Origin of the sequence: Marinobacter sp. F4216 (genome assembly GCF_019931195.1) — a bacterium.
In the GTDB taxonomy this organism is placed as follows: domain Bacteria; phylum Pseudomonadota; class Gammaproteobacteria; order Pseudomonadales; family Oleiphilaceae; genus Marinobacter; species Marinobacter suaedae.
In genome coordinates this window covers 391,671-404,242 of sequence record NZ_JAIOUO010000003.1, presented here as the reverse complement: position 1 = coordinate 404,242, position 12,572 = coordinate 391,671, and the positions used below count along the sequence as shown (strand labels likewise).

Here is a 12,572-nt window from a genome sequence, read left to right as displayed (position 1 = left end):
ACGGAAATGTCAGGTAGAATCGTTGGCCTGACATGACTGCCGGGAAGCCCCTGTGAACCAAGCCGAAATTCTGAATGCCCTGATCGCCGATAATCTGGTTTCTGACCCGAAGGGCGCTCGCGGGCGTCTGCTCAAAGAAGCCGCTCGCCTGTTTCGGGACAAGGGCTATGAGCGCACCACGGTTCGGGATCTGGCCGCTGCCGTCGGCATTCAGTCGGGTAGTCTGTTTCACCACTTCCGGACCAAGGAAGAAATCCTCAAGGCCGTGATGGTCGAAACCATTCACCTGAACACCGCCTTGTTAAAGACGGCGGTGGAAAGGGCGCAAACCGGTGTGGCACGTCTGAGGGCGCTGATCCGCGCCGAGCTGGAATCGATCAATGGTCAGACCGGGGAAGCCATGGCGGTGCTGGTATACGAATGGCGCAGTCTCTCCGAAACTTCCCAGGCGGAGGTTCTGAAACTCCGCGCCATCTACGAGCAGGTCTGGCTGGATGTGCTGGCGGCCCTCAAGGCCGAAGGTCAACTGTTGGCTGACCCCTTCGTCGTGCGGCGGATGTTGACCGGCGCCCTGAGCTGGACCATTACCTGGTATCGACCGGAAGGCGGAGGGTTGAGCCTCGATGGCCTCACCGACCAGGTCATGGCCATGATGGCTTTTCCCCGGTAACTACACGTTTTATATCCGCTTTTTGAGTGCTTTCTGATGGGCCATTGGCCTGATTGGCCCTAAAATTTGGTCGCCACAGCCATTTTTGTCCGACAGTGTTACAAGCATCCTTCTTTCTGTCTGTATTCTGAATCAACCATCAGACCGCGCTGCGGATCACGGTATGTGCAGCCGAGCCCGTGGTAAAAGAATGAATCAGTCATTCTGGACAGAATAACAAGGAAAGTAGGGCGAACCATGATCTCTTCACTGACAACGAGTGTCGGCGGCAGACTGTCTGCGCACTTAAAAACGTTGACCCTGATTGGCTTGCTGCCACTGGCGGGCTGCTCGATGGAACCGATTTACAAAACCTCTGGCATGGTTATGTCCGGTTATTCCTGGACCGAAGCCACCCCCTACGTTATGCGGATGTCCGACCCGGCCATGGCCTGCGCCCTGGGTGAGGGCGTGGATCCGCTTCTCTACTCGTTTTCAGAAGTCGTTGACGCGCCGGACAACAGCGGCTCGCTGATGATGGCACTGGCGGCAAACTGTTCTGAATACCGGGCCTGGGAAGCAGAGCTGGATTATCTGCGGGCGGATTACGCCGGTGATGTGAATGCAGCCAAGAACGCCCGGGAACTGGCGAAACGACTGAATGCGGAGTCTGCCACTCGACGCTACCGTTCGTTTGAAAGGGCGATGGCTGCCTATGAATTTGACCCTGCCGCCGAGCCGCTGGTATGCCCGGACTTTGATAACGATCAGGACGAACTGACCTTTCTTCTTGGCCTGCTCAATGGCATGCAGGCCATCGTGAACGATTCCAACTCCGGTGCGCGAGCCGACATTCCGAGAAACATCGCTCCCCAGGCTGAGCGTGCCGCCACCTGCGTTGATAACGCCAAGTGGGGTGGACTGCCCACAGCCGTGCGGGCACTGGTGTGGCTGCTGCTTCCGGATACCAAACCCGATGCCTCCACCGATCCATGGCAGATGCTGGACCGGAGTTCAGACATGTCCATTCGTGCCGGTATGAGAGCGGCCATGGCCATTGAGGTCGTGGCTGCAGAAACCTTTGGTCGTCCCGATGTGCTGGAGCAAACCATTGCTGAATTCGCCGCGGCCGATGACCGGATGAACGTCTGGGAAGACTATCGACTGGTGGATGTGGTCGCCGGAACCATTGTCCTGTTTGCGTCCGATAAATACTGGGCTGCCAACTATGGTCACCGCACCCCACAAGGTGCTTTCGGCACACTGAGTCCGGAACGTCCGGCGACCGACATGGAAACCATGGACCTGGACGGATTGCTTTAATCCCCCGGCTGCTGGGAGCAGCCGCAATGCTGATAACTATAAAATGACTGGGAGGTCGTTATGATTCGCAAGTCCCTGAGTGCGCTCACCCTGGCCGCTATGGCACCACTGGCATCGGCACAATCCGTGTCTGTGTGTGTCTTCGACGTGATCGGTGCCAATGGCGACCTGTACAACATGATCAAGGACTATGCGCTGGAGATGAAAGCGCATGGTGTGGATCTGCAACTGAAGCCCTACACGGATGAGGGGGTGGCCATCGGGGACTTTAATGCCGGCCAGTGCGATGCGGTGGCGGCTACTGACATTCGGGTCCGCCCCTACAACCAGTTTACAGGCAGCATTGGCGCGGTGGGTGCGCTGCCCACGTATGACGACCTGAAAACCCTGCTGGCGACACTGGCTCAGCCCAAGGCAGCGCCGCTGATGAAGGAAAATGGCTACGAAGTGCTGGGTATTCTGCCGGTGGGCGCTGGCTATCTGTTTGTCAATGATCGCAGCATCGACACCGCCGGTGAACTGGCGGGTAAGCGAATTGCCACGCTGGACTACCAGGAAGACGCCATCCACATGGTCAACTTCGTCAAGGCCACGGTGGTTCCGTCCGATATCACCAACTTTGCTGGCAAGTTCAACAACGGCTCGGTGGATACCGCGTATGCACCTGCGTTCGCCTACGAGGCTCTGGAACTCTATAAGGGCCTTGGTGAGACCGGCGGCATTGTGGACTACCCGTTGGCCCAGGTAACCGTACAGATTGTTGCCCGCGATGCGGTTCTCGAGGACGACAAGGCTCAGAAAGCCCGAGAAGTGGCCTGGGGCATGTTCCCGCAAGCGATGAATCTGGTCTCTGGCCAGGAGGAAGCCATTCCTGATCAGAAGTGGGTTCGTATCCCGGCCAAGGATGTCGAGGGCTACCAGGAGATGTTTCGTCAGAACCGTCTGGAAATGCGGGATGGGCTGAACGGCGCGCCAAGCGTTTATCACCCAAAGATGCTGGGCTTGCTGAGCAAGATTCGCTGCGCGAGTAATCCGTCAGCTTCAGAGTGCACAGCCGCTAACCGCGAATAACAGGACTTTACCCCATGAATTGGCGAGCCCTGACCGCTCCTGAGACAAGGACGTTGTATCCCGTGCATCGGTTGCACGGGGTGATTCTGTTGCTGTTACTGCTGTTCACTCTGGTGCTGGGGATGGGCAATTCGCTGCACTCCCGGTTGTTGTGGGTCGGTGAACAGCTCTGGCCGAACTACTATCTTCTGAACCCAGATGCCGCAGAACCATCCTGTCAGCTGGAAATGGATGTGGATGCGGAGGTGCAAAAGCGGGTAGCGGCCTATCAGCCCGATCCAGACGATTTGTTCAGCTCGCCCCCCAATCCGGATGCCATCCGCCAGTCCCTGGAACGAAACCTGGAACTGTGCCAGCAGGAGTACGCGCTGTACGAGCAAAACCTCAAGCTGGCGACACCGGCACTGGGTGCTTTCAAGGCGGTTGAGCAGGGATTGGCGGATTTCCTGCTCAGTAACATCGAACTGACCAAGTACCTGTTCATCGCCATGTTCGCCATGGCCGCAGCCATCGCGGCGCTGGACGCCGATCACATTGCCCTGCGCCTGCCTCGTAACCGGGCTGAGTGGCGATTGAGTCAGGGGGGGCAATTCCTCGTGAATGGCCTGATGGTCGGTTCGTTGTACGCCTACCTGGGTAAGCTGGCCGACTCGCCGGGTGCGGATCGCACGGTGGATCTGCAAATGGCGTGGGCTGGCGTGTTCGCCCTGTTCATGGTGATCAACGCAGTGCGTTTCCTGAACGTTCCGGAGCGGATGAAACCCGGTCGCCTGTCGCTGTCCTCCGGGCTGGTCCTTCCTTTGTACTGCGGTATGGGATTCATCGCCATGGGCTATTTTTTCCTGGTGGATGGCTACGCCTCGGGGCTGGCCATTTACTTTGGCATGATGTCCAACCTGTCATCCATGTTCATCAACATCGGGCTGTATGTTCTGGTGGGTATGGTGCTCAAGCAGACCCGGTTGCCGGAGCTGCTGCTGAATGTCATCAAGCCCTACCATCTGCCGGCACCCCTGCTGGCATCGGTGATTATCTTTGCCACGGCGTTTCCCACCGCCTTTACTGGCGCCTCGGGTATTTTCATCCTTGCGGTCGGCGGCGTGGTCTACGACGAATTGCGCCGGTCGGGAGCGGGCCGTCAGTTGTCATTGGCGACGACGGCCATGTCCGGAAGCCTCGGTGTGGTGCTCAATCCCTGTCTGCTGATCGTGGTGATCGCTGCCCTTAATAAAGAGGTCACGACCACGGAGATGTATGGCTGGGGCGTCTGGGTGTTCCTGATGTCCGCCACCCTGTTCTCGATTATTGTCTGCAAAACCCAGGGTAACTGGCGGCCCCGTCCGGCGCCGGGGGCGTTCCGCGCCTCGATCGGCGAGTTGCGCCCGCTGCTGCCTTACGTCGCAGCGGGTGCTCTGGTGATTGTAGCGATCTGGGGCATTCTGGGGCTGAACTTTAACGAATACAGTGCACCGATGATCCTTCCGCTGGTGATGCTGGCGCTGGTGTTTTTGGATGCTGGCAAAGACACCCGCAGCGAAGGCGAATCCCGGTTTCAGGCGTTCTGGAGTCGAAGCACGGCGGCTGCCAGCGACTCGGCGGTCCACATCGGAGCGCTGCTGTGCCTGATCGGCTTCTCCATCTGCCTCGGTGGCATTCTGGAACGGTCTGACATTGTCCATGCCCTGTTCCCCGATAACCTCACCAGTCCCTGGCTGGCCATGCTGGTCATCGTGGTAATGCTCACGGTCATTGGCATGGTGATGGATCCCTTCGGTGCCGTGATTCTGGTGTCGGCAACCATTGCCCAGCCGGCGATTGGTCTGGGCATCGATCCCTTGCACTTCTGGATTGTCTGCCTGGTTGCGTTTGAGCTGGGTTACCTGAGCCCGCCGGTGGCGCTCAATCACCTGCTCACCCGGCAGGTGGTTGGCGAAACCGAGGTGATTGCCGGCGAGTGCACCGGCTCCTTCTGGCACCGTTATGAACGGTTGCTGCTCCCCCTGGCCGTCATGGGGCCAACGCTCCTTTTGGTGGCGTTTGTGCCGATGTTGTTCTACACCCTGTAGACAGGCCCTTCTTCTGAGCCCGCTCGTCCATCATGGCGGAGCGGGCTTTTGGCATCTGCCCCTGATTGACTGTCGTATCGCTTTTTACACTCTGTAAAGCACAGGCTGAGTGCGGGCGTGTATGCTGGGCGAATTCATGGAGTTGAAAAAAATGTCGCTTATAAATCAGACGGTTAAGGCTTTATCTTGCGCTGTTTGTAGCGTCACTTTGTTGCTTGCAGGATGCGATGGCGGTTCCGACAGCAGTGAACGAGAACCTTTTAACACTGCCTTGTCTGGCACGATTGATATCGAAGCCGGTACCCGTGTTGACTTCGATAACGCGGATGCGCTCAGGTTTAATGCAGTGCCAAGAAGCACTGACCAGAGCTTGCCCCAGGAATTTATTCTGTCGGGATATGTCAGCGCTACTCAGGGCACCTACCCGAGTGCGCCTGATTTCCCTGCCATCTCCTATCCGGCAGATCCGCAGGATTCCTTCTCCATGGCTCTCGCTGCCGGGCAGGCGGTGGAATTGCAGGCATTTGCCACCCGGGCCGGGCCCTCAAGTGTACGGCTGACATTTGAGCGGGACGGTGAGGCGCTGGCTTCCAACTCGGGCTCTACCGGTACCACGTTTGGCTTGACCAATACAGGCGAGGAGGGCGTTTACACGGTTCGCGTCGACGTCCTTGGCGATTTGCCGGTGCTGTATGTTTTGTCCTCGGCGTTGGCCCCGACCGGGCTGGCGCGCAACCTTAGCTGGCCGGACCACGAGGTGATCGAAGGAGAGGCGATTGTTGGGCTCACTGCAGCCGCAAGTGGGACAAATGCCCGCGCCCTGGTTCAGCAGACGGGTATGACGCCCATGGGTGAAGTGGCTCCCGGATTCTGGCGGGTTGCTGCGCCGGCAAAGAAGACCAGCATGCGGGATGCCGGGGCGCAGGCCGGTACCCTGGCGTGGATAGAGTCCCTGCGAAAGCAACCTGGAATCGCTTCGGTCGAGCCCAACTATAAGATGCAGGCACTGGCGAGCCCGCTGACGGAACCGCTTTATGAAAATCAGCAGTGGCACTATGGTCTGTTGAATGCGCCGACTGCCTGGCAGCTGGCACCCGGAGGCGGAGCCGGGGTGACGGTCGCCGTGATGGATACCGGTCTGTACCGGCGCAGTAGCACCAGCTGGCACAGGGATCTGGACGCCAATGTGGTTCCCGGATTGGATTTTGTGTCCGAACAATTCGATAACGATGGGCAACCGGGGCCAGACAATAACCCGAGTGATCCCGGCAACAGTGTCGGTAACAGTGTGTTCCACGGAACCCATGTTGCCGGTACGGTCGCTGCTCTGGCTAACGACGCTGGCGGCACGGGTGTCGCTTTCGGTTCCTCGCTGATGCCTGTGCGGGTCCTGGGTGAGGGAGGCGTTGGTTCCGCAGCCGACCTGCTGAACGCCATTCGCTGGGTGAACGGACCCGAATCGGGGTCACCCCGTGCTGATATTGTGAACCTGAGTCTGGGCGGCTTGCCGTTCATACAGGTATTGCAGGATGCCATTGACGAGGCAACTGCCCGCGGGGTCGTTTTTGTAGCGGCTGCGGGCAATTCTGCGACCTCAACGGAATCGTTTCCGGCGGCGTTTCGTAATGTATTTGCTGTCAGCGCCGTGGACGGCGCCGGTGAGCTGGCTTCCTATTCCAACCGAGGAAACTGGATCGACCTGGCTGCCCCTGGCGGCGACGCGAGCCGGGACGGCAATGCCGACGGTCGGGGAGATGTGATTGTCAGCACCAGTGCATCGGTAATCAATGGAACCGCCCAGGAAACCTACATAGGCTTGCAGGGGACGTCGATGGCGGCGCCCCATGTGTCGGGCGTGATGGCGCTGATGAAAAGTATCAACGGCACCCTGGACTTTGCCAGTCTCAACGCCCTCCTGGTTGCCGGGGATCTTACCGTACAAACCTGTGTCACACCTCCGTGCAACAGGGATAACCGTCTGGGATGGGGGCTGATGGATGCGGGCAAGTCGGCATTAGCAGCCCAGAACAATACGGTGCCGGAGCTTCTGACAGCGTCTCCTGCGATTGTGACCTTGTCCACGGAAGGGGAGCGGTCTGCCACAGTCGTGCTGGAGGCTTTTGGCAGTGAGCTGCAAAGTGTGCGAGTCAATTCGGTTTCTGCGCCTCCCGACTGGTTGATCCTGAACGCCGACCTGACAGGCGCCTTGAGTACACGATTCGAATTGCCGATGACCCTGAATCCGGAGGCCTTGGGTAACGAGGTTTCCAAGCGCACGACTCTGGTCATCGAGTACACATCCGATCAGGCGCGCACCCTTGAAATTCCGGTGGTTGGCCGGGTGGTGTCTGATCAGAACGCGAAAGACGCGGGGCGGCACTTCGTGTTACTGGTGGCTCCGGAGCCACAGGGCAACTTCTATGTCACCGTCGGGCAGGCCAATGTGGTGGCCGAAAATGGACAATACCGTTTCAGTTTTGTACCGGACGACGGTGAAGAGCCCCTGCTGGCTAACGAAGTGCCGCCCGGTGATTATTTTCTGGTGGCCGGCACGGACCTGGATAACGATGGTCTGATCTGTCATTCCGGAGAAGCTTGCGCCGAATATCCGGTTGCAGGCCTGCGGGAAGTCATTACTCTGCCAGACAACGGCCCGGTGACCGGCATTCGAATGACCACCAGCTATTCACGTCCTTCGATTTCCGCCAGAACGCCCGACCTCTTGCCAAGACCGGGCTTTCAAGGGTATCAACTGTTGTCCGCCGAGCCGGCGGAGATTCCGACCAAGGCTATTGCTGAACCATGAAGAAGTGCCGATTTATACCTGTAGTTTCGTGCGTTGCCGTCCTGAGTCTGACCGCTGGATGCGCTCTGAGTCAGACCGAGACCGATACCGGTGCGCCGCTTGCCCGGCAGATCGGGCAGTCCTCTCACTGTGGCCTTACCGCTCCGGGGCACGTGGTACTGCGCAGTACCACGGATGTTGATCGTCTGGAACAGTTACCGGCGCGGACTCTGTCCCTGGCGCCACTCAGGGAGCTGGATTTTAGCCGGGAACATGTGGTTCTGGCGGCTCTGGGCCAGAAGCCCACCGGCGGGTATGGCGTGATGTTGGCGGATTCGGAAATTGTCGATGGGCGGCTGGATCTCTCGGTCACTGTCAAGGCGCCCGAGCCCGGAGCCATGGTGCCGCAGATGATCACCACCCCCTGCGCGGTGATTGCTGTCACTGCAGAGGGCTGGGATGGTTTGCGAGTGGTGCCTGTTCAAAACAACCGTTGATCTTTCCCACCGAATCCCTAAGCTATGGCTCAGTTTTCAGTTTTAAATTGAGAGTTACTTCCTACCTATGAGCCAACAACAATATAACGCCGACGCCATTGAAGTACTGAGCGGCCTTGACCCGGTGCGCAAGCGCCCGGGGATGTACACTGAAACCAGTCGTCCGAACCATCTGGCTCAGGAAGTCATCGACAACAGCGTGGACGAGGCCCTTGCCGGTCACGCCAGCCGCATCGACGTCATTTTGTACAGCGATGGTTCGCTGAGCGTCGAGGATGACGGTCGGGGTATGCCGGTCGATATGCACAAGGAGGAAGGCCTGCCGGGCGTGGAGTTGATTCTGACCCGCCTCCATGCTGGTGGTAAGTTTTCCCAGGGTAACTACAACTTCTCCGGTGGTCTGCACGGGGTCGGTGTGTCCGTCGTCAATGCGCTGTCCAAGCACCTGGAAGTCCTGATCAAGCGAGACGGACAGCTGCACAAGATCACTTTTGCGAATGGCGAGAAGGCTTCTGACCTTGAGGTCATCGGCACCGTGGGCAAACGCAACACCGGTACCCGCCTGAAGTTCACCCCGGATGTCAGCTATTTTGACAGCCCGAATTTCTCCGTCAGCCGCCTGCGCCATAACCTGCGAGCCAAAGCGGTACTTTGCCCAGGACTCACGGTTACCTTCCTGCAGGAAAAGACCGGCGACAAGGAGGAGTGGCACTACGAAGACGGCCTTCGCGATTACCTGCGCACCGCACTGGCGGACCTTGAAGCGGTTCCGCTGGATCCGTTTACCGGCACGTTTTCCGGTAACTCGGAAGCGGTGGACTGGGCCATTCAGTGGCTGCCCGAAGGCGGCGAAGCGGTGATGGAAAGCTATGTAAACCTGATCCCGACAGCCCAGGGCGGTACCCACGTGAATGGGTTGCGTACCGGTCTGCTGGAGGCCATGCGGGAATTCTGTGAATTCCGAAATCTGTTGCCCAGGGGCGTCAAGCTGTCGCCGGAAGATATCTGGGAGCGTGCCGCTTACGTCCTGTCCTTCAAGATGCAGGAGCCCCAGTTCTCGGGCCAGACCAAAGAGCGGTTGTCTTCTCGCGAGGCAGCTGCGTTCGTGTCCGGTATCGTCAAGGATGCCTTCAGCCTCTGGCTGAACCAGCACACCGACGTGGCCGAGGCGCTGGCGGAACTCTTCATTAGCAATGCACAGCGCCGTCTGCGGGCCAGCAAGAAAGTGGCGCGGAAGAAGGTGACCTCTGGCCCGGCATTGCCCGGAAAATTGGCGGATTGTTCCGGTGGTGACACCGCGCGGTCCGAACTCTTCCTGGTGGAGGGAGACTCCGCAGGTGGCTCTGCCAAGCAGGCCCGGGATCGTGAGTTTCAGGCGGTGATGCCACTACGCGGCAAAATTCTCAACACCTGGGAAGTCGACCCGTCTGAAGTGCTGGGGTCTCAGGAGGTCCACGATATTGCTGTGGCGATCGGTGTCGATCCCGGCTCCGACAAGCTTGACGGATTGCGCTACAACAAAATCTGCATCCTTGCCGATGCCGACTCGGACGGGTTGCACATTGCAACGCTACTGTGCGCCCTGTTCGTCAAGCACTTCCGTCCACTGGTGGAAGCGGGGCATGTGTTTGTTGCCATGCCTCCCCTCTACCGGGTCGATCTGGGCAAGGAAACCTTTTATGCCCTGGATGAGCATGAGAAACAGGGAATCCTGGATCGTCTGGCTGCCGAGAACCGTAAAGGCAAGATTTCGGTCACCCGATTCAAGGGCTTGGGTGAAATGAACCCCCTGCAGCTTCGTGAAACCACCATGGCGCCGGATACCCGTCGACTGGTCATGTTGACCATTGAAGACGGTGACGATACGGATAGCCGTATGGATATGCTGCTGGGTAAGAAGCGTGCCTCTGATCGTCGCTCCTGGTTGGAAACCTACGGCAATATTGCCGACGTGCCTGTGTGATCTGTCCGAGGGGCCCGACTTCCGGGCCCTTCTGTTCACTCCTAAAACTCCTTTCTTAATATACTTAAAAAGAATATAAAAATTTAAATATATTCTTTTTAAGTATTTTTCTGAGTCGCTATCCTGCCAGTTTTGAAACTGGGCAGACCCTACATGGATTGGCAAGGCTGGTTCGCACTCTCATTGGCAGGTGCGTCCCTGATTTTCATGAGTTTCGGGCGCGTGGCACCCCACATTGTCATGATGGGTATCCTCATCATTCTGAGTGCCTCGGGTATTATTTCCGCGGAACAGGCGCTCAGTGGCTTCAGTAACAGTGGGCTCATAACGGTTGTTGCCATGTTCGTGGTGGCAGCGGGTATTCATCACTCCGGTGGTGTGGATCTACTGGTGAACAATCTGCTGCGCCATCCGAAGTCTGTCCGCAGTGCTCAGGCACGCATTGCCTTGCCGGTCACCTTCCTGAGCGGATTTCTCAACAACACCCCCGTCGTCGCTACCATGATTCCAGCGGTGCATGCGTGGTCCCGCAAGATTGGCATTGCTCCCTCCAAGCTGATGATTCCCCTGAGCTACTCCGCCATTCTTGGAGGGACGCTCACGCTGATCGGCACCAGCACCAACCTGGTGGTGAACGGTCAATACCAGGAACTGACCGGTGAGAAAGGGTTTTCCATCTTTTCCATCACCGCCGTGGGTCTCCCTGTTGCGGTCATTGGTGTGGCGGTTTTGCTGCTGGTGATGCCCCGCTTCTTGCCAGACCGGAAGGACCAGCAGAAATTCGGCTCAATGCGGGAGTTCACGCTGGAGGTGGCGGTTTCCTTCGATGGCCCGCTGGTGGGACAAACTGTTGGCCAGGCCGGGCTCCGAGAACTCGAACAGCTGTATCTCGTGGAGATTGAGCGCGATGGCAGCGTCGTCACCGCGGTTCCTTCGGAAGAACGTCTCAGGGGAGGGGACCGCCTCGTGTTCGCCGGTGATACCCAGTCGATTTCAGACCTGATGCGCATCAACGGGATTGTGCCCTCCGTGCATGAAGACGAACCGAGTCTGAGCCAGGATCGTGCCGAAAGGCGACTGGTGGAAGCCGTCCTGTCACCGCAGTCGGATGTGCTGGGGATGACCATCCGGGATGCCCGGTTCCGGGACCGTTATGGGGCAGTGGTCATAGCCGTTGCCCGGGGTGGCAAGCGGGTATCCGGTAACCTTGGAAACATCCGCCTTAAGCAGGGCGATGTATTGCTGTTGGAGGCACGTCCGGCCTTCGTCAGTCGACAGCGGTACAACAAGGATTTTCTGCTGATCAACGATCTCGACACCGAGCGCCCGCGCCATGACCGCGCCTGGCTGTCCTGGGGAATTCTGCTGGTACTGGTGGGGTTAGCGGCCTGTGGCGTGGTCAGCATGCTAAACGCAGCCCTGCTTGGGGCTGGGCTGATGATTCTGACCGGGTGTTGTTCGGTGGAACAGGCCCAGAAGTCCGTCGATGTGCCGGTGATCCTCACTATTGGCGCTTCTTTTGCATTAGGTGCGGCACTTCAGGAAACCGGAGCGGCTGCCCTGCTGGCGGAATCCATTCTGGATTTCAGTGGCGGAGAAGTGCTGATGGCCATCTTGCTGGTTTACCTGGCGGTGTCTGTGTTGACGGAAATCATCACCAACAACGCGGCCGCGGTTCTGATTATCCCCATCGTACTGTCCATGACATCCACCATGGGTATTGGCGCAGAACCTTTTGTGATGGCAGTGATGATGGCGGCATCGGCCAGCTTTGCCACGCCGCTGGGGTATCAGACCAATATGATGGTGTTCGGACCCGGAGGGTATCGATTCCTGGATTTCGTCCGGGTCGGTTTGCCAATGAACATCTTCATCGGAACCGTAACGGTGCTGGTGATTGCCCAGGTTTACGGGCTTACGGTCGGTTAAACTGATCAGGAACCGGGTTGGCGAGGATATCGCAGCTCAGCTCCCTCAGTGCACCGTCGTGATAGTGCCCCAGGGACAGGGCGATGCACATGAAGGCGACCGTCACGTCAATTTGAACGGCCTCGATCGTGCACAAGATAGCAACGTGATACTGCCGGAGGGTTGAGCAGTGTCTGGCAGGCCGTCTCGACGTTCTGGCTGTTCAGAATCACTGTACGACAATGCCAGGCTTTCAAGCGCCTGCCATGCCCACAAGTCGCGAGCATGGCCCGCTTGTCGTCAGGTCGGC

General features: G+C 58.3%; 9 protein-coding genes. 8 read left to right on the top strand and 1 reads right to left on the bottom strand.

What is annotated here, in order from left to right; all coding sequences use genetic code 11:
• The first annotated feature begins 52 nt into the window (after positions 1 to 52).
• The 8 genes from K8I84_RS07260 to K8I84_RS07225 all read left to right on the top strand — a co-directional run bounded on the left by K8I84_RS07260 (position 53) and on the right by K8I84_RS07225 (position 12,283).
• The gene (locus K8I84_RS07260) at positions 53 to 670 is read left to right on the top strand and encodes a TetR/AcrR family transcriptional regulator (RefSeq protein WP_223794073.1); all 618 of its coding nucleotides are present in this window, start codon (positions 53 to 55) and stop codon (positions 668 to 670) included.
• 237 nt (positions 671 to 907) lie between these two features.
• Entirely contained in the window at positions 908 to 1,972 is a 1,065-nt protein-coding gene (locus K8I84_RS07255) for a hypothetical protein (RefSeq protein WP_223794072.1), read from the top strand.
• Positions 1,973 to 2,032: 60 nt separating this feature from the next.
• Positions 2,033 to 3,043: a putative solute-binding protein gene (locus tag K8I84_RS07250; protein WP_223794071.1), complete on the top strand. Its 1,011-nt coding sequence runs from the start codon at positions 2,033 to 2,035 to the stop codon at positions 3,041 to 3,043.
• A 14-nt stretch (positions 3,044 to 3,057) separates the two neighbouring features.
• Complete coding sequence (locus tag K8I84_RS07245; RefSeq protein WP_223794070.1) at positions 3,058 to 5,109, top strand: TRAP transporter large permease subunit; 2,052 nt, start codon at positions 3,058 to 3,060, stop codon at positions 5,107 to 5,109.
• Positions 5,110 to 5,260: 151 nt separating this feature from the next.
• Entirely contained in the window at positions 5,261 to 7,915 is a 2,655-nt protein-coding gene (locus tag K8I84_RS07240) for a S8 family serine peptidase (RefSeq protein ID WP_223794069.1), read from the top strand.
• The gene (locus K8I84_RS07235) at positions 7,912 to 8,391 is read left to right on the top strand and encodes a protease complex subunit PrcB family protein (RefSeq protein ID WP_223794068.1); all 480 of its coding nucleotides are present in this window, start codon (positions 7,912 to 7,914) and stop codon (positions 8,389 to 8,391) included. The genes K8I84_RS07240 and K8I84_RS07235 overlap by 4 nt, the downstream gene beginning before the upstream one ends.
• Before the next feature lie 67 nt (positions 8,392 to 8,458).
• Complete coding sequence (parE, locus tag K8I84_RS07230) at positions 8,459 to 10,354, top strand: DNA topoisomerase IV subunit B (protein ID WP_223794067.1); 1,896 nt, start codon at positions 8,459 to 8,461, stop codon at positions 10,352 to 10,354.
• Positions 10,355 to 10,507: 153 nt separating this feature from the next.
• The gene (locus K8I84_RS07225; RefSeq protein WP_223794066.1) at positions 10,508 to 12,283 is read left to right on the top strand and encodes an SLC13 family permease; all 1,776 of its coding nucleotides are present in this window, start codon (positions 10,508 to 10,510) and stop codon (positions 12,281 to 12,283) included.
• On the opposite strand, the gene K8I84_RS07220 is transcribed toward K8I84_RS07225, so the two are convergent.
• Positions 12,270 to 12,419: a hypothetical protein gene (locus tag K8I84_RS07220; RefSeq protein ID WP_223794065.1), complete on the bottom strand. Its 150-nt coding sequence runs from the start codon at positions 12,417 to 12,419 to the stop codon at positions 12,270 to 12,272. The two genes, K8I84_RS07225 and K8I84_RS07220, sit on opposite strands and share 14 nt — an antisense overlap.
• Between the last annotated feature and the right edge of the window lie 153 nt (positions 12,420 to 12,572).

What these genes read in the sequence shown, in the direction of transcription:
- K8I84_RS07255 (WP_223794072.1), top strand. Translation starts at nt 908, where the DNA reads ATGATCTCTTCACTGACAACGAGTGTCGGCGGCAGACTGTCTGCGCAC.
- K8I84_RS07250 (WP_223794071.1), top strand. Translation starts at nt 2,033, where the DNA reads ATGATTCGCAAGTCCCTGAGTGCGCTCACCCTGGCCGCTATGGCACCA.
- K8I84_RS07245 (WP_223794070.1), top strand. Translation starts at nt 3,058, where the DNA reads ATGAATTGGCGAGCCCTGACCGCTCCTGAGACAAGGACGTTGTATCCC.
- K8I84_RS07240 (WP_223794069.1), top strand. Translation starts at nt 5,261, where the DNA reads ATGTCGCTTATAAATCAGACGGTTAAGGCTTTATCTTGCGCTGTTTGT.
- K8I84_RS07235 (WP_223794068.1), top strand. Translation starts at nt 7,912, where the DNA reads ATGAAGAAGTGCCGATTTATACCTGTAGTTTCGTGCGTTGCCGTCCTG.
- parE (WP_223794067.1), top strand. Translation starts at nt 8,459, where the DNA reads ATGAGCCAACAACAATATAACGCCGACGCCATTGAAGTACTGAGCGGC.
- K8I84_RS07225 (WP_223794066.1), top strand. Translation starts at nt 10,508, where the DNA reads ATGGATTGGCAAGGCTGGTTCGCACTCTCATTGGCAGGTGCGTCCCTG.